The organism is Phormidium sp. FACHB-1136, from assembly GCF_014697375.1.
Taxonomy (GTDB): Bacteria; Cyanobacteriota; Cyanobacteriia; order Phormidesmidales; family Phormidesmidaceae; genus Nodosilinea.
Genome location: NZ_JACJRS010000033.1, coordinates 1 through 20,358 on the forward strand (window position 1 = coordinate 1; position 20,358 = coordinate 20,358).

Below are 20,358 nucleotides of genomic sequence, written 5' to 3' on the forward strand. Positions count from 1 at the left end.
GCTTCTGAAGCTCTTGCTTTTCCTCTGACGTTAGATAGTTTCTGACTCCCATGGCTTATTCCAGAATTTTAATGTATTATACGCAGTTTAGATGACTAACAGCTTACCAACGATACCTAGGGAATCTATCAGAGCTTTGTAGCCATTTTTTCTGATTTCAGTTTGTTTCATAACGTCTACTTTCTCTCAGAAGGTAGAGATAATGGGAATCGCCTAAGATTAGGCGGTTGTTTCTAGCAAGATTTGTTGCCAGGAATTAGGGCTACGTTGACTGATGTAAAGAACTTCGATGCCAACGACCTTTCCTTCTGCGTTGTAATCCAAGATAATACCTTCACTGACTTCTTCAGACTCGATGATGGCCGTATCGTCTAGGCGCAGGGATAGGGCATCATCATCTTTATGAACGGTTAGTTTCATTTTAGCCTCCTGTCGAAAAACAGCGTGATTACTCGGTTGGGAAAAATGTTAGGGTTAACCACTACGCGCAACCATCGATGGCCAAACTCTGGAATCTGCTTTAGATAGTGGGTGTTGCCGTGAGAGTCGGCAAGGAGCAAAATCTGATCAGGGTTAGAAAGGGTTTCTGTCAACCAAGATGGTTGAATATTTCGCTCCTTCATCTGGAATCGAGCGTGATCAGAGAGTTCAAACTCATTCATAGTTATCCCTCCCTCCAATAATGGCAAGTTCTGCGTCGGTGAGGCCGTAGGGTTGGGCGACGATGGTATCCATTTCGGCTTCGTAGGGGGCGATAGCTTGTCCCTTAGCATTTAGGCAATGCTGAGAAAATCCTTTTCTGCTAGCAAGTTTTCTTCTCATCTTAGCCTAGGTAAAGGTAATATTCTGAATACGCTTCTAGACAAATATAATGCTCTCTATTCTATAGCGGTTCCTGAACGAATGAAGTACAGCAGGAACCTTTCCAGACAAGGGTTTTAGGTCTCTGTACGTACCTTATGCCAACGAGAACCACTATAGTGTTGTCCACTAACAACTATTTGGAGATTTGATCCACAAGCATTGATTAAAGTGATGCCTTAAAGCACTCTCGCTTACGGGTGGATATTTAGGACGCACTTTCCTAAGCGGCTTCCCATTCAATTCACGATACTCGGTTTCCATCAGCTCTGGAGCTACGCAAACTATGAGCGTGTCTGGGTTGATAGCAATCTTGAATGAGTCAAATAGCTTATGCAAGTCGGATCTTAAAATCAGCCCATTTGACAGGTGATTGGTTTTCACGCCTAGATAGGGAACAATATGAGCCGCCTCTAGAACATCTTTGACCGAACAATCTGTGATTGCACACCGACCATCATAGGCAGAAAGTAAGTTTTCCCTGAATGCAGCTTGGCCTTCGCGAATGACGACTAACTTTAAATCTTTTTCTCTTTCATCTTCAAGGTCAGCGACTTCGATGGCTTCTAGCCAGTCAGCCTCATCCAAGTCAAGCTTGTCTAAGTTTTCGTTCTCCAGATCTTCTAGCTCTTCATTTTCCAGATCTTCTAAATTTTCGTCATCTAGATCCTCTGGTTCTCCGTTACGGATTTGCACAGGCATTACCAAATAGATAATGTTGGCATCTCCGAGAGGACTTAATATTGCAGGACTTGTGGCCGTGCTACACCTCATTTGCACCTGTTGACTATTAAACGCTTTCAATCCATCCAGCAGATAGCTAATATTAAAGGCAATGTCTAGGTCGTCACCCATCATTTGGGCCGCTAAGTCCTCACGCCCTCTTACTACTCCCTGGACTTCTACCGATAGATTCACTCGCTGGACTACGCTGTTCAATGAGAATTTGGCAATGCCGTCCTTGGGGCTTGTCAGCACAGCTATCCGATTCAGGCTTTTGATGAGTTCATCCCGATTAAGAATGATGTGACGGGTCAATTTCTTCGGCTTCGGAAACGAATCCCGATAGTTGGGATATTGCCCCTCCAGCAATCTCGTAGTCAGCTCGTGAAGACCACCCAGATCAAACAGGACTTGGGTGTCATCCCAGCGAACCTGAACTATCCCAGTAAAAGTATGGGCTTTAATCGTATGCGCTAGTTCCCGCAGAGCCTTAGCGGGTATCGTCATCTTCATTGGTGGGATCAGCTTGCCCGTTCTATCCACCATTTGTACTTCCGCTAATCGATGGCCATCAGTGGCCACAAATTTGAGGGTATCTTCATCCGATAGCCAATGAACCCCAGTCAAGACCTGCTTGGTTTCATCATTACTTACAGCAAATAGAGACCTTTCCAGCCCATACAGAAGTGACTCCGCCGATAGAGACACCGCATCCCCGTCCTCCACCGTTGGAAGAGAAGGATAATCCTCAGCACCAAGTCCCCGAATTTTGTAGCGCCCTGGGCTACTGGTTATGATGACCGTTGTCTCATCGACATCAGCTTCAATGTGTACCGCTTCATTGGGCAATCGAGAGATCAGATCTCCCCAGAGCTTAGCGGGCAATGTCAGGTTTCCAGGGGCTTCAACCTCCGCCGGAAAGCGACTCTCTATCCCCAACACCTCATCAGAGGCGACTAAGGTGACGGTTTGCTGTTTTGCGTCCGCCATCACCAAAATATTGCCGAGGACAGGCCGACTTGGACGCGAGGGCACCGCTCGGCTCACCAAGGACAAATGATGATTGAGTTCGCTCTGGAGACAGCTAAACCTCATGGCGGGTTAACCCATGTCGAAGGGCAGCGGGCCGCTAGGGAAACGATGCTACTGTACTCCTCCCATTATGCAGCCCCCGGCTTCCTGAAGAAACCGGGGGTCTCGTTATCTGCGATTTAGGACTGGGCTGAACTCAGCACCTTTTCCGCCGGATTGGCCTCTGGGCTGTCGGCCTCGGAGGGGGAACCACCTGCCAGAACTTGGGTAGATACTCGCTCCAGAACTAGCTCTAGCGCAATAGATCCAGTTATTGACCAGCAAGGATTACGCTTTGCGCTAGGCCATCCCCTGTTCTTGACCTAGGGCGATAGCGAAAAACCCTGCTGTACCAAATCAGCTTGGACGGATGACAGCACTTCCTGAGCCAGTTCCAATGCAGTCTGGGCATCCTCTAGGGTTGGCTCTTCTAGTCTGCTAGGGTAGCGGCTTTCCACAGTCCATTCTGTCAATCTTGGAAGGTTCGTGAGTTGACTACAGACCAAGTTTTTTGGGAAAAGTGAGGCGAGAAGTTCGAGATCGTGGCGAAACGGAAACTCTATTTGGAGAAAAATTAGAGCTGCTTTTAAGCTTTTTTCAGCAGCCTGTTGGGACAAAACGCAAATCTGTGGAGCAAACCTATCCCCTTCCCGTGCCAGGGCTTGTGCAGCGGTGAAATCCCGCTGAGCATAGGCCAGCCAACGGCGAGTCTCAACGAGGATTTTATTCATCTCGCTCATAGATCACCTTGCCTTCCCGGAGAGCAGGTCTGAGAATTGGGCCAACTAAATCCCCATACTCAGCAATCTCAACGGGGGTGGTTACCACAATATTCTTGGCGATAGGTAGATCGTAATGATTCACTCCCCCCCTGGCTAAATCGCTATAACCCTTGATCTCTCGTTCAAGGAGAGGGGGGATGTGAACGGTTACCTGCCCCCTGTGGGCTGGGGTAAGGTATGGCGCAAGGGCAATCTGCCACAATAGACTGAAACTAGATTTGGTATGGTCGATGCGAAAGCAAATCATCGAATACACCAACCCCCTCGATGCCCTCATTGCCTTAGCCAAGCAGCTCACAACCTATGAGCTGCAATACCAGATGGATTCCTCCGAATTCTTCAGCCAATACAGCCAGGGCAACACCAGCGACGACGAAGACCTTGTGGAGTGGGCAGGTCTCTATCAACAATACCTAGGTCTCTATCAAGAGCTAGGCCAACGGCTGCAATATGTCGCGTGAGAGATTGATCGCTTACATTTCCAGGCCAAATATTTGCTAGCCGTTAGTGAGGCGCTGCGGGTGATTGATGGCCAAGTTACGCAGCTTGACTATCCCTATCATTTCCAAGATAAAAATCACCAACTCATCTTCCGTTACGACAGCACCCCCCATTTCCCCGACCTAGCGAGTTTTCCCCATCACAAACACCTACCTGATAACGTGGTTGCCACCGATAAGCCAGAGCTTGCCCAAGTTCTGCAAGAAGCCAACCGCTATTTACGTTGACACCGTTTGAGGCGCGACGACTAGGAGGCTTTTATTCATCTCGCTCATAGATCACCTTGCCTTCCCGGAGAGCAGGTCTGAGAATTGGGCCAACTAAATCCCCATACTCAGCAATCTCAACGGGGGTTGTTACCACAATATCCTTGGCGATAGGTAGATCGGCCAAAATGTTTCGGATAGCAATGGTCGTTTCCCGTTTGTGTGTTAACGCAGAAAGCACGACCAGCAGATCAATGTCGCTATCTGCCGTCGCTTCTCCCCTGGCATAGGAGCCAAATAGGATAATTTTAAGGGGATCGAACTGCTGAACGATGCGATCCGTCATCACCTGGAGCCAGGGAACTGAGGTTGGGGGTAAGGGCATAGGCCAGTGGAGGATGGCAATAATGGCATGATAGCCCCTGATCAAATCCAGATCATCATATTGCACTGCCTCCGTGAATCAGCCCCCCAGCTTCTTGAAAAAACCGGGGGGCTCGTTATCTGCGATTTAGGACTGGGCCGAACTCAGCACCTTTTCCGCCGGATTGGCCTCTGGGCTGTCGGCCTCGGAGGGGGGCACCACCTGCCAGAACTTGGGCAGATACTCGCTCCAGTTGTCGAGGATGCGCTGGCCCTTGGCGCTGCCCGTATGGGCGACGTGGGCCTCAATCAGCGCCTTCAACTGGGCCTCCCCAGCCGGAGTAATCACCCGCTGCACCTTGACGATTTCCGGGTTCACCAGGGTGGGGAAGTTACCGTCTTCGTCCAGGAAGTAGGCCAAGCCCCCGGTCATCCCCGCACCCACGTTGCGACCCACAGGGCCAAGCACAACCACGGTGCCGCCCGTCATGTATTCGCAGCAGTGGTCGCCAGCGCCTTCAATCACCGCTTGCCCCTTGGAGTTACGCACGGCAAAGCGTTCCCCAGCGCGGCCTAGGGCATACAGAGTGCCCCCAGTTGCGCCGTAGAGACAGGTATTGCCGATAATCACGTTCTCGGAGGGGTCGTAGGTGATGTCTACGGGGGGCTTCACCACCAGTTCACCGCCGTTCATGCCCTTGCCCACGTAGTCGTTCGACTCGCCAACTAGGGTGAGGGTCATCCCCGGCAGGTTAAACGCGCCGAAGCTCTGGCCCGCGCTGCCCTCAAAGGTGAGGTTCAGTTGGCCCTCAAAGCCAGAGTTACCGTACTTGTCGGCAATCACCCCCGCCACCCGTGCGCCCACGGTGCGGTCGGTGTTGATGACTTTGTAGCTCTTGGCCACGGTGCCCTGGTTGTGGATCGCCTGCTGCACCTCGGCATCGGCCAGGATGGTGTCATCCAGCACGGGGCCGTTGCTGTGAACGGCTTCGTGGGTGAGCCAGCTCCGGTCTTGGCGCACGTCGGGCAGGTTGATCAGGGTCTCCAAATGCAGGGACTGGGTTTTGGCGGGTTTTGCACCGTCGCGGGGCTTCAGCAGGTCGGAGCGACCGACGATATCCACCAGGTTGGCATAGCCCAGCCGTGCCAGCAGGGAGCGCACTTCTTCGGCAATGTAGAAGAAGAAGTTGACGACGTGCTCAGGAACGCCCGTGAACCGCTTGCGGAGTTCTTCCTTCTGGGTGGCGACGCCGACGGGGCAGTTGTTGGTGTGGCAGACGCGAGCCATAATGCAGCCCTCGGCAATCATGGCGATGGAGCCAAAGCCGAATTCCTCGGCCCCCATCAGGGCACCCATCACCACATCCCAGCCCGTCTTCAGGCCGCCATCCACGCGCAGGGTGACGCGGTCACGCAGTTGGTTGTCTAGCAGCACCTTGTGAACTTCCGTCAGGCCCAGTTCCCAGGGCACCCCGGCGTGCTTGATCGAGCTGAGGGGCGAAGCACCCGTGCCGCCATCGTGGCCGGAGACCTGGATGATGTCGGCGTTGGCCTTGGCGACCCCCGCCGCGATGGTGCCGATACCCACCTCAGACACCAGCTTCACGGAAACGCCCGCCCTGGGGTTGATCTGGTGCAGGTCAAAGATGAGCTGGGCCAGGTCTTCGATGGAGTAGATGTCGTGGTGGGGCGGCGGCGAAATCAGCGAAACCCCAGGCTTCGACCGCCGCAGCATAGCAATGTAAGGGCTGACCTTTTTACCGGGCAGTTGGCCCCCCTCACCGGGTTTTGCCCCCTGGGCCAGCTTAATTTCAATCTGCTTGGCGTGCATCAGGTATTCCGGCGTCACCCCAAAGCGACCGGAGGCCACCTGTTTGATGGCGGAACTGGCGGTGTCACCGTTTTTCAGGCCGCGCAGGTGGGGGAAGGTGGGAGAATTCCCCTCACCATCCACATCCTTCAGCACGTTGAAGCGCACCGGATCTTCGCCGCCCTCACCGGAGTTGGACTTGCCGCCGATGCGGTTCATGGCGATGGCCAGCACCTCGTGGGCCTCGCGGGACAGCGCCCCTAGGGACATGCCCCCGGTGCAGAACCGCTTCATGATCGACTCCACCGACTCCACCTGTTCCAGCGGAATGGGCTGACGGTCGCTCTGGAGATCCAACAAATCGCGCAGGGCGGTGAGGGGACGATTCTCAAGCTGCTGTTTGTACAGTTCGTAGTGGTCGTACTGGCGATCCGCCACGGCCTTGTGCAGCAGCTTGGTCATGGCCGGGTTGTTCATGTGGTACTCGCCGCTGGGCCGAGACTGCACAAAGCCCATGTTTTGCAGGCGCTTGGCCACCTCGGGGAAGGCCCGCTGGTGGAAGCTCATGGTTTCCTGGGCCAAATCCGCGATGGACAGGCCCCCCAGCCGCGAGGTCGTACCCCGGAAGGCCAGTTCTAGCAGGTCTTCGCCAATGCCGATGGCCTCGAAAATCTGTGCCCCTTGGTAGCTGGTAATCAGCGAGATCCCCATTTTGGAGAGAATCTTCAGCAGCCCCGCATCCACAGCCTTACGGTAGTTGTCCTGGGCACCGTTGAGGGTGGACACAGGCAGCTTGCCGCTTTCCATCAGCTTTTGGGTGCGGCTGTCCGACCACCAGTGGCGCACCGATTCCAGCGCCAGGTAGGGGCACACGGCACTGGCCCCATAGCCAATCAAACAGGCGAAGTGGTGGGTGCTCCAGCACTGGGCCGTATCCACCACCAGGGAGGTGTGCATCCGCAGGCCGTTGCGAATCAGGTGATGGTGGACGGCCCCCACGGCCAGCAGGGGCGGAATGTAGGTGGTATCAGCGCTGAGGGTAGTGGGGTTGCCGTTAGCGTCTACACGATCACTCAGTACCAGGATGGTCTTGCCCGCCTTCACGGCCTGGTCGGCCTGCTCACAGAGGGCATCCACCGCCTTGGCCAAATCCCCAGGGCCAGCGGCCAGGGTGTAGAGGGTGGACAGGGTGGCGGTGTCAAAGCCGGACTGGTGGATTTGGTTAAGTTCGACTTCGTTGATCACCGGGCTTTCCAGCTTCAGCAGACGAGCGTATTCCGGCTTTTCGTCTAGCAAATTGCCCCGTGCCCCCAGTTGGGTGGTCAGCGACATCACTAACCGCTCCCGCAGGGGGTCGATGGCGGGGTTCGTCACCTGGGCAAAGCGCTGCTTGAAGTAGTCGTAGATCAGGTGGGGCTTTTCGGACAGCACCGCCAGGGGAATGTCGTCGCCCATGCAGTAGGTGGGCTCCTTGGCCTGGGCCGCCATGTCTTGGATGATCATGTCCACATCCTCGACGGTGTAGCCAAAGGCGTTTTGCTGCTTCAGCAGGGCTGCGCCATCGTAGAGGCTGTCTTCGGCGAACAACTGGGGCGAAATCTCTTTGCGGTTTGTCTTCAGCCAGTCGCCGTAGGGATGGCGATGGGCCACCCGCTGCTTCAGTGTCCAGTTTTTCAGAATTTCCTGGGTATCCAGATCCACCGCGATCATCTGACCGGGGCCAAGCCGCCCCTTTTCCACGATGTCGCTGGCGGCCACATCCAGCACCCCGGCTTCCGAAGACACCATCAGCAGACCATCTTTGGTAACCACATAGCGGGCTGGACGCAGGCCGTTGCGATCCAGCGTTGCCCCCACCTGATGACCGTCACTGAAGACGACCAGCGCAGGCCCATCCCAGGGTTCTTGCAGGCCGCTGTAGTATTCGTAAAAATCGGTAATTTCGGGATATTGATCGAGGGCGGGCTGGTTGTTGTAGGCTTCCGGCACCATGATCATCAGGGCTTCCTGGGGCGTGCGGCCTGAGCGCACCAGCATCTCCATCACGTTGTCGAGGTTGGCGGAGTCGCTGTTGTCCAAATTCACGATGGGCTTCAGCATTTCCACCCGGTCGCCCCACACCTCGTTGGCCAGATCCGCCTGCCGTGCCATCATCCAGTTGACGTTGCCCACCAGGGTATTGATTTCGCCGTTATGGCCCAGCAGCCGCATGGGGTGAGCCAGGGGCCACTTGGGCATGGTGTTGGTGCTAAAGCGACGGTGATACACCGCAAAGGCACTGACGTAGGCGGGGTTGGTGAGGTCGTTGTAGAACGAAGCCAGCACCGAAGAGCGCACCATGCCCTTGTACACAATCGTGCGGCAGGAGAAGGAGCAGACATAGAAGTCGCCTAGAGCCTGCACTTGCTCAGCGGGGAGCGTACCACCCGTTTTCAGTTGGGCTACTGCTTGGAGCACCTGCCGCCGCACCAGATAAAGCTTGCGTTCTAGGTCTTCGCCCGTGGCCGACTCCGAAGCCACCACCAACTGTTCGATGTGGGGCTGGAACTGTTTGGCCAACGCACCCAGAACATCAGGAGTAACGGGCACCTGCCGCCAGCCCACGAGGGTCAGTCCCTCATCTTTGATGACACGCTCGAAGGTCTCCCGCACCAGAGTCGCTGCGGCCTCGTACTGGGGCAAAAAGATCATCCCCACGCCCGTCTGATCTGGGTTGAGAGCCGCTTTGCCCGATTCTGACGCCCAGGTCTGCAAAATCGCCCAGGGAATTGCCGTCATCACCCCAGCCCCATCGCCAGAATCCTGGTCGGCACAGCAACCGCCCCGGTGTTCCATGCAGTCCAACGCTGCCAAGGCTCTGGCGACTAGATCATGGCTGGCCCGATTCTGCTGATCGGCCAAAAAGCCAACGCCACAAGCATCCCGCTCTTCCACAATGGATTTCGGCCCCCAGTTGGGCCAAGGAGCAGAGGATTGAGGCAGCGATGGATGCGAGTGGTTCACAGGTGTATGTCCCATGGGATAGCAGGTCAAGCGAGGGGATAGGTCTGAAACAAGCGGTCAAAGAGTGAGCCAATCCATCAAAGAATTGACTGCATCACGGGCGAAACCTTGGACAATTCAATCAGCCTTACGAAGTCAATCAGCCTTACGAAGGCCGAGGCGGTGGTGTCATAGAGGCATAGCAGGATCCGTATGATAAACCATCCAGCCCCGGCACCTAAACCGCTTTAACACCGTCATGGGGAGTTGAGAGAAGCGGAGCCGAAAAGATCGCCCTCCCTTGCCCATAACTTACAGACTTTATCAGTAGTTTACAGACCTTAGCATCTCCTTGGGTCAAGGTTCGATAATGGATGAGCCCACCGTGCCCGATGCCCATCTTCATCCAGTCTTCACCCAGTCCCCCAAGAGAGTCGGTTTTCCATGACGCCATCGCCCCGTATCGGTTTTCCTGTGCTCCTGCTAACTGGCCTCCTGATCGGTTTGGCCCATCCAGCCATCATCCACAGCGCCGCCGCAACCTCCCCCGATTCGCTCAAGGCTGACGCTCCCATCGCTCAGGCTTCCATCGATCCTACTCCCATTGCTCAAGCGGTTCGCGCCACGGGTAATCGCGTCAGCATCAATGGCGTTAGTGTATCTGTCCCCTGGATGCAGCAGGATGGCCGAATTGGCCTCGCGGATTACGGTCTGACGGATCACTTGGGAATAACGCTACTCAATAGCAACGATTCCCAGCGCCAACCCGTGCAGTGGTTTTCCAGCAGTCAAACCCCGACCGTCCTCAGCGTGTGGGTGCAGGGTGGCTACCGCTACCTTGACCTCGCGCCGCTGCAAACTACCCATGGATGGACGGCCACGGTACAGGGACAAACCCTAAACCTCACGGTACCCACCACCCAAATCACCGCCCTGCGTTCCGGCAATCAGCCCTGGGGCCAGCGTTGGGTGATTGATGTCTCTGGGCCAACCGTGGCTCAAATTAACGAAACCGGGGGATCTGTCACCGTCACTCTCGCCGCTACTGTCACCTCTGCCGTGGCCCAATCCGTCGCCCGTCCGCCCAGTGGTCAGACCCCGGCGCAAATCACCCCAGCGGGGCAATCCACCCAGATCACCCTGCCCATCCCCAATGCCAACGCCCGCCCGGTGCTATTCACCCTCGCCAATCCCCACCGGGTGGTGGTGGATGTGCGCACGGATCATTTGCGGCCCTTGGATATTCTCTGGGCACCAGGTCTGCGCTGGCGACAACAGTATTTCACGGTCGGCACCAAAACCTTACCCGTCTACTGGCTCCAACTCAGTAGCCGGGAGGCCCAAACCACCCTGCGACCGATCTGGACGGATCCTACAACGGCAACGGGAACCGCCCCCCTACAAACCATGGCCCAGCGCTGGCAGGCCACAGCGGCCATCAATGCCGGATTTTTCAACCGCAATAATCAATATCCGTTGGGAGCCGTCCGCTACAGCAACGACTGGATTTCCGGCCCCATCCTCGGTCGTGGGGTGGTGGGCTGGGGCAACGGCCAGGTGCAGATGGATCGACTAACGCTGCGACAAACCCTGCGGACGGGGAACGGCCAAAGTTATCCCATTCAGGCCATCAACAGCGGATATGTGCAAGCCGGAATGGGCCTCTACACCCCTGCCTGGGGCAGCACCTATCGCCCCATCACCGAGTCGGAACGCATTATCACCGTGCGAAATCAGCAGGTAGTCGGTCAACAGTCGGTCACTGGCGAGATGGCCGTGCCCATCCCACAAGACGGCTATATCCTCGCTCTACGTGCCTACGATACCCCCGCCCCCGCCCTGACTTCTGGCACCGCTGTCACGATTCAATCCGACTTCCTCCCCGCTAGCCTTTCCCCCTTTCCCCATATCGTCGGTGGTGGCCCGCTGTTGATTCGGAACCGAGGCATTGTCCTGGATGCCGCCCTAGAGCAATTCGGGAGCGCCTTTGCCAGCCAAGCCGCCCCCCGCAGCGCCATCGGCCACACGGCGAACGGGGATCTCCTGCTGGTTGCCATCCATAACAGCCCTGCTGGCTCCGGCCCTACCCTGGCCGAAACCGCCCAAATCATGGCCCAACTCGGCAGCGTCGATGCCCTCAACCTCGATGGCGGCAGTTCCGCCAGCCTCTACCTGGGGGGACGACTCATTAACCGTCACCCCCGCACCGCCGCCCGCGTCAACAACGGCATTGGCCTATTTTTGCCCTGATGGAAGATGGATGCCCCACGCCCCAACAGAAATTCGGAAGGCTCCTCCTAGGGCATTACTTCTTGGTTGCTTTCCCCTCTCTGTTGCTTCAACCATTTGAAGAGTCGGTATAGTTTCAGGGATCCTTCTGTCTACACCCTTGCGCCCCAAGGAGGGATTGCTAAACTAGGCTCCAAGCATGGGAAATTTCCCCGATGGCCAGTTACTAATATCTGTGAATCAGCCCCAAACTCGTCGGTTTCTTCCGTAGTGTTCACGAGTTTCCAATCGGCCTATCTCCCAAGAGTTGCTACCATCAACCAATTATTCCAGTGGATGTGCGGGGGGTATCTTGCATCAACATGGGAACCTTATGTCAGGTCAAGTCCTGTTTAAGCCTACAGCCACAGTCCTATTGAAACCGTTACCTCATCCATAATCTAGGAGACCATCATCACTATGCCTAAGCTAGAAGAGTCCATCCAGGCCGCTACCCTAACCCTCGCCAGTAGCAATGGCAAAGAGAAAGATATTGCCGAAACGGGCCAGCGCCCCTGGGGTTCCTACACCGTGCTCGAAGAGGGCCGGGGCTACAAAATTAAGCGCATTGAAGTGAAGCCCGGTCATCGCCTCAGCCTGCAACTGCACCACCACCGCAGCGAACACTGGATTGTGGTCTCCGGCACGGCCAAGGTCACCTGTGCCGAGCAGGAAATCCTGCTTTCCACTAACCAATCTACTTATGTGCCCCCCTGCACCCAACACCGTCTAGAAAACGTTGGCGTCATTCCCCTCGTGCTGATTGAAGTGCAAAACGGCGAATACCTCGGCGAAGACGACATCGTGCGCTTCCACGACGATTATGCCCGTGCAGGCGAAAAGGCGAAGTAAGCCCATTTCTCGTCACCTAGATCCCCAATGGGATCCCTAACGAGAACTGAGCTACACGATTAAGACCCCCTGCCGACAGCGTCTCACCTGTCGGCATCGTTTTTAGGAGGACTTATTTCGGAGGACTGGATCGGCTGGAGCGGCTGGCCCATCAGTGCCCTCCGGCTGGCGTGATAGTCTGAGGATCGGCCCAATTTTGGTAGGCCATCAGCCCCTAGTCCACACGTCACCATGATTCATCTGCGCCCCGCAGCCGCCCAAGAGATCCAGCGCCTTTTGCAATCGTCCCCCAATCACCATGGCTTGAGAATTCATCTCCAGCCGAGCGACTGTGCCGAGTGGATTTACGACCTCAGCCCAGCCCAGGGCGTCGATCCTAAGGACGTAACCTTTCAAGTGGGCGATCTTCACATCGTCATCGCCGAATCGATTGGGCGACTTATCAACGGCCTCACCATTGACTACGCCGAGGATTTGATGGGCGGGGGCTTTCGCTTCGTCAATCCCCAGGCCAGCCAGACCTGTGGCTGCGGTAACGCTTTTTCTACCACCACCCATGCGGTCGCCGAGGACTGCCATACCGTGGCCGAAAATCCTCGCTAAACGAGGCCCCTAGCTCACCTGTGACCGCAGAGGCAGCGCCATCCTCAACGAACGCAATTCTCAAGATGACTTGACTCATTGACGCAAGACCGCTCAGGCTGAGCTTGTCGAAGCTCGTTCACCCTTCGACAAGCTCAGGGCGAACGGCCAATGTACCAAAATGAGAATGGCTACGAACATAAACCAAGATTGACGAAAGCATCTTCACAGTGATACGCTAGACCCTTGTGAAAACTTTCAAATCACTAGCCATACTGTAGCGTCTAGAGCACCTGATCTATGCCCACGATTCAGCAACTCATTCGGAGTGAGCGTCAGAAAACCGAGAAAAAGACCAAGTCTCCTGCCCTAAAAAGCTGCCCCCAACGTCGTGGGGTATGTACCCGTGTCTACACCACCACCCCCAAGAAACCGAACTCGGCCCTGCGGAAGGTGGCCCGTGTGCGCCTAACCTCTGGCTTTGAGGTCACGGCCTATATTCCTGGCATTGGTCACAACCTGCAAGAGCACTCCGTGGTCATGATTCGTGGTGGTCGGGTTAAGGATCTTCCCGGTGTTCGTTATCACATCATTCGCGGCACCCTAGATACCGCTGGCGTTAAGGATCGTCGTCAAGGACGTTCCAAGTACGGCGCTAAGCGTCCCAAGGCGTAGATCAGAATTCTAGCTTTCGGCAATGGTGTGGCTAGTCGCAGCGGTTCATCGTGTCTGGAAAGCAAGTTTTGGTCTTCAATCCTTTAGACTGGTTGCCCTTAACGCCTGGGAAAAGCATCCTTGGCTGCCTTTTCCCTACTTCTAAACTCGATCATTACGTTCCACAGACTTCGGAAGATTAAGTTATGTCCCGCCGTACCGTTATTCAAAAACGTCCGATTCCCCCCGACTCGGTCTACAACAGCCGCCTCATTACTATGATGAGCCGTCGTTTGATGACCAGCGGCAAACGCTCCCTGGCCGACCGCATCATCTACGATGCGTTCAACATCATTAAGGAGCGCAGTGGTGGCGATCCCCTCGAAGTATTCGAGCGGGCTGTCCGCAACACCACGCCCCTGGTGGAGGTGAAGGCTCGTCGGGTGGGGGGTGCCACCTATCAGGTACCCATGGAAGTCCGCCCTGAGCGGGGTGTGGCCCTGTCCTTGCGCTGGCTCACCCAGTTCTCCCGCCAACGGTCGGGTAAATCCATGGCCATCAAACTGGCTAACGAACTGATGGATGCCGCCAACGAAACTGGCGGTGCTGTTCGTAAGCGCGAAGAAACCCACCGCATGGCCGAAGCCAACAAGGCCTTTGCCCACTACCGCTACTAAGTCCCAGTTTGTCCATCGCTGGTTGGCTGTTTAAGACGATGAAAGCGGCTGGCGATGGGGGTTGGTTGAGAAAAAACAGTGCGGTTAATAAACTAGCTCCATACTAATCAGGAGGTAGCTGTGGCACGGACAACGCCCCTAGAGCGGGTTAGAAATATCGGTATCGCCGCCCACATTGATGCAGGCAAGACCACCACAACGGAACGTATCCTCTACTACTCTGGGATCGTTCACAAAATTGGTGAAGTCCATGAGGGCACCGCCGTAACCGACTGGATGGAGCAGGAGCGGGAACGGGGAATTACCATTACCGCTGCCGCCATCAGCACCAGTTGGCGGGATCATCAAATCAACATCATTGATACCCCTGGCCACGTCGATTTCACTATCGAGGTCGAACGTTCCATGCGGGTATTGGATGGGGTGATTGCCGTGTTTTGCTCGGTGGGTGGTGTTCAGCCCCAGTCTGAAACCGTTTGGCGGCAAGCGAATCGGTACAAGGTGCCGCGCATTGCCTTCGTCAACAAGATGGATCGCACCGGGGCCAACTTTTTCAAGGTCTATCAACAACTGCGGGATCGCCTTGGGGCGAATGCTGTGGCGATTCAGGTACCCATTGGCTCCGAGGGCAACTTCCAGGGGCTCATTGATCTAGTGGCGATGCGGGCACGTATTTACCATGACGATCTCGGTAAAGATGTTGAGGATGCTGAGATCCCTGCCGATCTGCTGGAGGTGGCTGAAGAATACCGCACGCGCCTCGTGGAAGCGGTGGCGGAGGTGGATGATCGCCTAATGGAGAAGTACCTGGAAGGGGAAGACTTTTCCCCTGAAGACATTGTTACGGCCCTGCGCCAGGGAACCGTCAGTGGCAATATCGTCCCGGTGCTTTGTGGATCCGCCTTCAAAAATCGAGGCGTTCAACTCCTGCTGGATGCCGTCGTGGATTATCTTCCAGCCCCTCCCGATGTACCTGCTATCCAGGGGCTTTTACCCGACGGCAGCACCGCCGAGCGTCACCCCAATGACGAAGATCCCCTAGCCGCATTGGCCTTCAAGATTATGGCCGATCCCTATGGTCGCCTAACCTTTGTGCGAGTGTACTCCGGGGTATTGAAAAAAGGCAGCTACATCTACAACGCCACCAAGGACAAAAAGGAGCGTATCTCCCGTCTGATTGTGCTCAAGGCCGATGATCGTATCGAGGTGGATGAGTTACGAGCCGGGGATCTAGGAGCCGCCATTGGCCTTAAGGACACCTTCACAGGCGACACCATTTGTGAGCCTGAACATCCCATCATCCTAGAGTCTTTGTTTGTGCCAGAGCCTGTGATTTCTGTGGCCGTAGAACCAAAGACCAAACAGGACATGGATAAGCTTGCCAAGGCACTGCAATCCCTTTCAGAGGAGGATCCAACCTTCCGAGTCAGCACCGATCCCGAAACCAACCAAACCGTGATTGCGGGCATGGGAGAACTGCACCTCGACATTCTCGTAGACCGTATGTTGCGGGAATTTAAGGTGGAAGCCAACATCGGTGCGCCCCAAGTGGCCTACCGCGAGACTATCCGCCAGAAAACCGCAGCGGAGGGTAAGTTTATCCGCCAAAGTGGCGGCAAAGGCCAGTACGGACATGTTGTAGTTGAGGTTGAACCTGCTGAAGAAAGCAGCGGATTTGAATTTGTGTCTAAGATCGTAGGGGGAACAATTCCAAAAGAATATATTCCTTCTGCCGAACAAGGCATGAAAGAGGCCTGCGAATCTGGTATCCTAGCTGGGTATCCTGTGATCGATTTAAAGGTTACACTAACCGACGGGTCTTACCATGAGGTGGATTCTTCGGAAATGGCCTTTAAGATCGCGGGGTCGATGGCGATGAAAGAAGCCGTCATGAAGGCATCTCCCGTCCTTCTTGAGCCCGTTATGAAGGTCGAGGTTGAAGTTCCGGAAGACTTTCTGGGCGATGTCATGGGAGACTTAAACTCCCGACGTGGTCAGATCGAAGGCATGGGGTCTGAGGCTGGTGTTGCAAAGGTTACCGCCGATGTCCCATTAGCTGAGATGTTTGGTTATGCTACCGACATCCGCTCTAAAACGCAGGGTCGGGGCATTTTTTCGATGGAGTTTAGCCATTATGGCGAGGTTCCTCGAAATGTGGCTGAGGCCATTATCTCTAAAAACAGTGGGAACGCTTAGAAAAAGAAAGGACACGTAACGTAAATGGCACGCGAAAAGTTTGTACGGACTAAACCACACGTTAACATTGGCACCATCGGTCACGTTGACCATGGTAAAACCACCCTCACCGCCGCTATCACCATGGCTCTAGCGGCAGTTGGTGGTGCTCAGGCTCGTAAATACGATGAAATTGATGCTGCCCCCGAAGAAAAAGCTCGTGGGATTACCATCAACACCGCCCACGTGGAGTATGAAACGGAAACCCGTCACTACGCCCACGTAGACTGCCCCGGCCACGCGGACTATGTGAAAAACATGATCACCGGTGCCGCCCAGATGGACGGCGCTATCCTGGTGTGCTCCGCCGCCGATGGCCCCATGCCCCAGACCCGTGAGCACATTCTGCTCGCTCGCCAGGTTGGTGTGCCCAGCCTAGTCGTCTTCCTCAACAAGCAGGACATGGTGGATGACGATGAACTGCTGGAACTGGTAGAACTGGAAGTGCGTGAGTTGCTCAGCTCCTACGATTTCCCTGGGGATGACCTGCCCATCACCCCTGGCTCAGCTCTGCAAGCTGTAGAAGCCCTGACCGCAAATCCTAAGCTCCAGCGTGGCGACAACCCGTGGGTAGACAAAATTTTGGCACTGATGGACACCGTTGACGAGTACATTCCTACTCCTGAGCGTGCTGTCGATAAGCCTTTCCTGATGGCCGTTGAAGACGTGTTCTCCATCACGGGTCGGGGTACTGTGGCCACTGGCCGGATTGAGCGCGGTGTCGTCAAGGTTGGCGATGTGGTTGAGCTGGTAGGTATTCGTGACACCCGCAACACGACGGTCACGGGTATCGAAATGTTCAAGAAGAGCCTTGACCAAGGCCAAGCCGGTGATAATGCTGGTCTTCTGCTTCGTGGCATCCAGAAGGAAGATGTAGAGCGGGGTATGGTGTTGGCCAAACCCGGCAGCATTACTCCCCATACTCAGTTCGAGGGTGAAGTCTACATCCTGACTGAGAAAGAAGGTGGACGGAAGACTCCCTTCTTCCCTGGCTACAAGCCTCAGTTCTATGTGCGTACCACCGATGTAACGGGCAGCATCAAAGCGTTTACCGCCGATGATGGCGGTGAAGCTGAAATGGTTATGCCCGGTGACCGCATCAAAATGACTGTAGAACTCATCAACCCTGTTGCCATTGAGGAAGGTATGCGCTTCGCAATTCGTGAAGGTGGTCGTACTGTGGGTGCGGGTGTTGTGTCCAAGATCATCAAGTAGGGTCTAGTTCCTACTGTTAGAAGACAAGGGCAGGGTCATGTTGTCCTGTCCTTGTTCTTCTTGATTCTTCTTTTTGTTGAACCTTGAAAACTTAACTGGAGTTAGCCCTATGGCCACCATTCAGCAGCAAAAAATTCGCATTCGCCTCAAAGCTTTTGATCGCAGACTGCTCGATACCTCCTGCGAAAAAATTGTGGATACCGCCAACCGCACCAACGCTACCGCGATTGGCCCTATTCCTCTGCCCACCAAGCGGCGTATTTATTGTGTGCTCCGTTCTCCCCACGTGGATAAGGACTCCCGCGAACACTTTGAAAGCCGCACCCACCGCCGCATTATTGATATCTATCAGCCGTCCCCTAAAACCATTGATGCGCTGATGAAGCTGGATTTGCCTGCGGGAGTTGACATTGAGGTGAAGCTGTAGGTTTACCGTGGGATCACGCATACCTCTTCCGAGTCGTTACCTTTGACAGGTCGCTCCCTTTATTTCCTTTGGAATGGAGGGAGTTTTTATTGCCGTTGCCCTAGCTATTGAAAAAAACTTGTCTGGGTATCGGAAAAGGTGGTGGACAGCTTCACTAGGAAGGCGACTTTCTGCTCAATAGGTGAGTTAGGATAGAGAGAGATTATATTAAAAAGTATTACGCTTGAGCGGTGTTGAGTGTTCTGACACTGAGCACAGAGACATTTTGATCCATAGGGGAGTCCATGGCATTCTCTGAATCAATTTCTGTCCGGGAGCTACCGCTGTTCCCTTTGCCAGAACTGGTGTTGTTTCCTGGGAGGCATCTCCCCCTCCACATTTTTGAATTTCGCTATCGAATTATGGTGAATACGCTGCTCCAAGGGGATCGGCGGTTTGGGGTATTGATGCTGGATCCGGCGACGGGGGAGCCTGCGCAGGTAGGCTGCTGTGCTGAGATTTTGCACTATCAGCGATTGCCCGATGATCGCATGAAGGTTCTGACCATTGGGCAGCAGCGCTTCCGAGTGTTGAGTTATGTGCGAGAGAAGCCCTATCGGGTTGGCCTGGTAGAGTGGCTGGAGGATACGCCCACGAATGGTAACTTGGCTCCTTTGGCTTCGGATGTGGATCGGTTACTGCGGGATGTGGTTAGACTGTCGGCTAAGTTGACCAGCCAGGAAATTGAGATACCCGATAATATTCCGACCCTGCCCACGGAACTCTCCTATTGGGTGGCTAGCAACCTCTATGGCGTGGCGCTAGAGCAGCAATCCTTGTTGGAAATGAATGATACAGAAGCTAGGCTGGAGCGTGAGGTCGAAATTTTGACCTCGACCCGTAACCATTTGGCCGCCCGCACCGCCCTCAAAGAAGTGCTGGAGTAAGTGAAGCCAGTTCAACCTACCAACGTGCGATATTGCACTAAGTTACGTGGGTTGACGCCAAGCGAGTTGTGGTCTACTGGGGTTTCTAACTATTTCGTGGCCTAGGTTGGCAACTACCTAGGTTGATCGGCACTGTACTTGGCCTTGGCTGCCGTTAAGCTACTGGTCACAGCAATAAGGTCGTAGCTGCCAAAATCCATCAGTTGTTCTGTGCATTGGCTCAGTTCTTGAATGGCTTGCAGGGTTTTATCCTGATGGCAGTCGGCCTCTAGATCGACGAAAAAGAGGTAATCCCCCAGGGCTCGCTTGGCAGGACGGGACTCGATGCGGCTGAGGTTGATAGCGTGGTGGGAAAAGACCTGGAGGGGCTTGAGCAGCGCACCGGGAGCGTTGACGGGCAGGGTGAAGGCCAGGGAGGTGTAGGTTCCGGCGGCGGGGGCCACGAGGCTATACGGTGGGCCAAGCACCCAGAATTTGGTGCAGTTGTCGGCTAGGTCGTTGATGTCGTGGGCGAGGATGGGCAGGTCGTAGAGTTCGGCGGCCCACTCGGAGGCGATGGCGGCGATGGTGGGGTTGTCGGCCAGGTGCTGAAGGGCTTCGGTGGTGGAACTGGTGGGAACAAGGGTAGCCTGGGGCACCTGTTGCTCTAGCCAGTTTTGGCATTGGGAGAGAGCTTGGGGGTGGGAATAGACGGTCTGAATGTGGTCTAGACCAGAGGCGTAGGACAGAAAACCGTGGCGGATGGGCATGACCAGGGCGCGATGCACCCGCAGGGTTTCTAGCCGCCAGAGGGTATCGAGGGTGGTGGTGACACCGCCTTCAATGGAATTTTCTACCGGGACGATGGTGAGGGTGGTTTCCCCGGTGGCGGTGGCCTGCATGGCCTTGGGAATGCTGGGAAAGGCCCGCAGGATAACGGATTCCTGACGCTGCTGTTCCAGTTCGAGGCTGTAGGCTAGGGCGGCCAATTGGGAGTAGGTGCCTTTGGGGCCGAGGTAGGCGAGGGTAAGCGTCATAGGCGACACAAGGAGTTTGGGCAGGATGAGGCGACCGAGCTACTGTTTATACACGTCTTGTTTTCATGGTGTAAGTCCTTGGAGATCCCCCTAAATCCCCCTTAAAAAGGGGGACTTTGAGTCCGGTTCCCCCCTTGCTAAGGGGGGCTAGGGGGGATCAACCATCGGAACACCAGTTTAGAGAGAGCCTTGTGTATAAGCAGTAGC

The 20,358-nt window shown here is 55.1% G+C and carries 18 protein-coding genes; 11 read left to right on the plus strand and 7 right to left on the minus strand.

The window, feature by feature from the left end; translation table 11 throughout:
- Positions 1-219: 219 nt before the first annotated feature.
- The 4 genes from H6G62_RS11790 to H6G62_RS11805 form a co-directional block, all read right to left on the minus strand.
- The gene (locus tag H6G62_RS11790; RefSeq protein ID WP_190495304.1) at positions 220-420 is read right to left on the minus strand and encodes a DUF2283 domain-containing protein; all 201 of its coding nucleotides are present in this window, start codon (positions 418-420) and stop codon (positions 220-222) included.
- Positions 417-662 carry a DUF4258 domain-containing protein gene (locus H6G62_RS11795; RefSeq protein WP_190495306.1) on the minus strand — a complete coding sequence of 82 codons (246 nt, stop codon included), beginning with the start codon at positions 660-662 and terminating at the stop codon, positions 417-419. Before H6G62_RS11795 ends, H6G62_RS11790 begins: the two co-directional genes overlap by 4 nt.
- 328 nt (positions 663-990) lie before the next feature.
- Positions 991-2,679 (minus strand): DNA polymerase III subunit beta, encoded by a 1,689-nt coding sequence (dnaN, locus tag H6G62_RS11800; RefSeq protein ID WP_190495308.1) that lies wholly within the window; start codon positions 2,677-2,679, stop codon positions 991-993.
- A 299-nt stretch (positions 2,680-2,978) separates the two neighbouring features.
- Entirely contained in the window at positions 2,979-3,395 is a 417-nt protein-coding gene (locus H6G62_RS11805; protein WP_190495310.1) for a HEPN domain-containing protein, read from the minus strand.
- A 272-nt stretch (positions 3,396-3,667) separates the two neighbouring features.
- Here H6G62_RS11805 and tumA point away from each other — a divergent pair, with 272 nt between their 5' ends.
- Together tumA and tumE are read left to right on the plus strand one after the other, a co-directional pair.
- Complete coding sequence (tumA, locus tag H6G62_RS11810) at positions 3,668-3,898, plus strand: antitoxin TumA (protein ID WP_190495312.1); 231 nt, start codon at positions 3,668-3,670, stop codon at positions 3,896-3,898.
- 3 nt (positions 3,899-3,901) lie between these two features.
- Positions 3,902-4,165, plus strand: coding sequence for a toxin TumE (tumE, locus tag H6G62_RS11815; RefSeq protein ID WP_347239346.1), 264 nt, complete (start codon positions 3,902-3,904; stop codon positions 4,163-4,165).
- 31 nt (positions 4,166-4,196) lie between these two features.
- Here the strand turns inward: tumE and H6G62_RS11820 are convergent, their stop codons facing one another.
- Positions 4,197-4,529, minus strand: coding sequence for a nucleotidyltransferase domain-containing protein (locus H6G62_RS11820; protein ID WP_190495316.1), 333 nt, complete (start codon positions 4,527-4,529; stop codon positions 4,197-4,199).
- Positions 4,530-4,655: 126 nt separating this feature from the next.
- Positions 4,656-9,335 (minus strand): glutamate synthase large subunit, encoded by a 4,680-nt coding sequence (gene gltB / locus H6G62_RS11825; protein WP_190495318.1) that lies wholly within the window; start codon positions 9,333-9,335, stop codon positions 4,656-4,658.
- Positions 9,336-9,773: 438 nt separating this feature from the next.
- On the opposite strand from gltB, the gene H6G62_RS11830 reads away from it, so the two are divergent.
- The 9 genes from H6G62_RS11830 to H6G62_RS11870 all read left to right on the plus strand — a co-directional run bounded on the left by H6G62_RS11830 (position 9,774) and on the right by H6G62_RS11870 (position 19,135).
- Entirely contained in the window at positions 9,774-11,549 is a 1,776-nt protein-coding gene (locus tag H6G62_RS11830) for a phosphodiester glycosidase family protein (protein WP_190495319.1), read from the plus strand.
- Positions 11,550-11,987: 438 nt separating this feature from the next.
- Positions 11,988-12,419 (plus strand): phosphomannose isomerase type II C-terminal cupin domain, encoded by a 432-nt coding sequence (locus tag H6G62_RS11835; RefSeq protein ID WP_190495321.1) that lies wholly within the window; start codon positions 11,988-11,990, stop codon positions 12,417-12,419.
- Positions 12,420-12,650: 231 nt separating this feature from the next.
- Positions 12,651-13,022, plus strand: coding sequence for an iron-sulfur cluster assembly accessory protein (locus tag H6G62_RS11840; protein WP_190495324.1), 372 nt, complete (start codon positions 12,651-12,653; stop codon positions 13,020-13,022).
- A gap of 279 nt (positions 13,023-13,301) precedes the next feature.
- Positions 13,302-13,676, plus strand: coding sequence for a 30S ribosomal protein S12 (rpsL, locus tag H6G62_RS11845; protein ID WP_190495326.1), 375 nt, complete (start codon positions 13,302-13,304; stop codon positions 13,674-13,676).
- 185 nt (positions 13,677-13,861) lie between these two features.
- Complete coding sequence (rpsG, locus tag H6G62_RS11850; RefSeq protein WP_190495328.1) at positions 13,862-14,332, plus strand: 30S ribosomal protein S7; 471 nt, start codon at positions 13,862-13,864, stop codon at positions 14,330-14,332.
- Between the two features lie 120 nt (positions 14,333-14,452).
- Complete coding sequence (fusA, locus tag H6G62_RS11855; RefSeq protein ID WP_190495329.1) at positions 14,453-16,528, plus strand: elongation factor G; 2,076 nt, start codon at positions 14,453-14,455, stop codon at positions 16,526-16,528.
- Positions 16,529-16,552: 24 nt separating this feature from the next.
- Positions 16,553-17,782 carry an elongation factor Tu gene (gene tuf, locus H6G62_RS11860; protein WP_190495331.1) on the plus strand — a complete coding sequence of 410 codons (1,230 nt, stop codon included), beginning with the start codon at positions 16,553-16,555 and terminating at the stop codon, positions 17,780-17,782.
- A 118-nt stretch (positions 17,783-17,900) separates the two neighbouring features.
- Positions 17,901-18,209: a 30S ribosomal protein S10 gene (gene rpsJ, locus H6G62_RS11865; protein ID WP_347239347.1), complete on the plus strand. Its 309-nt coding sequence runs from the start codon at positions 17,901-17,903 to the stop codon at positions 18,207-18,209.
- Positions 18,210-18,493: 284 nt separating this feature from the next.
- Positions 18,494-19,135: an LON peptidase substrate-binding domain-containing protein gene (locus tag H6G62_RS11870; protein WP_190495335.1), complete on the plus strand. Its 642-nt coding sequence runs from the start codon at positions 18,494-18,496 to the stop codon at positions 19,133-19,135.
- 113 nt (positions 19,136-19,248) lie between these two features.
- Here H6G62_RS11870 and pheA read toward each other — a convergent pair whose 3' ends face one another.
- Positions 19,249-20,151, minus strand: a complete 903-nt coding sequence (gene pheA, locus H6G62_RS11875; RefSeq protein WP_190495337.1) for a prephenate dehydratase — start codon at positions 20,149-20,151, stop codon at positions 19,249-19,251.
- Between the last annotated feature and the right edge of the window lie 207 nt (positions 20,152-20,358).

Coding starts and splice junctions, on each gene's coding strand:
- rpsL (WP_190495326.1), top strand. CDS start 13,302: ATGCCCACGATTCAGCAACTCATTCGGAGTGAGCGTCAGAAAACCGAG.
- H6G62_RS11840 (WP_190495324.1), top strand. CDS start 12,651: ATGATTCATCTGCGCCCCGCAGCCGCCCAAGAGATCCAGCGCCTTTTG.
- gltB (WP_190495318.1), bottom strand. CDS start 9,335: ATGGGACATACACCTGTGAACCACTCGCATCCATCGCTGCCTCAATCC.
- H6G62_RS11820 (WP_190495316.1), bottom strand. CDS start 4,529: ATGCCCTTACCCCCAACCTCAGTTCCCTGGCTCCAGGTGATGACGGAT.
- H6G62_RS11795 (WP_190495306.1), bottom strand. CDS start 662: ATGAATGAGTTTGAACTCTCTGATCACGCTCGATTCCAGATGAAGGAG.
- H6G62_RS11790 (WP_190495304.1), bottom strand. CDS start 420: ATGAAACTAACCGTTCATAAAGATGATGATGCCCTATCCCTGCGCCTA.
- tumA (WP_190495312.1), top strand. CDS start 3,668: ATGCGAAAGCAAATCATCGAATACACCAACCCCCTCGATGCCCTCATT.
- H6G62_RS11835 (WP_190495321.1), top strand. CDS start 11,988: ATGCCTAAGCTAGAAGAGTCCATCCAGGCCGCTACCCTAACCCTCGCC.
- pheA (WP_190495337.1), bottom strand. CDS start 20,151: ATGACGCTTACCCTCGCCTACCTCGGCCCCAAAGGCACCTACTCCCAA.
- dnaN (WP_190495308.1), bottom strand. CDS start 2,679: ATGAGGTTTAGCTGTCTCCAGAGCGAACTCAATCATCATTTGTCCTTG.
- H6G62_RS11870 (WP_190495335.1), top strand. CDS start 18,494: ATGGCATTCTCTGAATCAATTTCTGTCCGGGAGCTACCGCTGTTCCCT.
- rpsG (WP_190495328.1), top strand. CDS start 13,862: ATGTCCCGCCGTACCGTTATTCAAAAACGTCCGATTCCCCCCGACTCG.
- H6G62_RS11805 (WP_190495310.1), bottom strand. CDS start 3,395: ATGAGCGAGATGAATAAAATCCTCGTTGAGACTCGCCGTTGGCTGGCC.
- tuf (WP_190495331.1), top strand. CDS start 16,553: ATGGCACGCGAAAAGTTTGTACGGACTAAACCACACGTTAACATTGGC.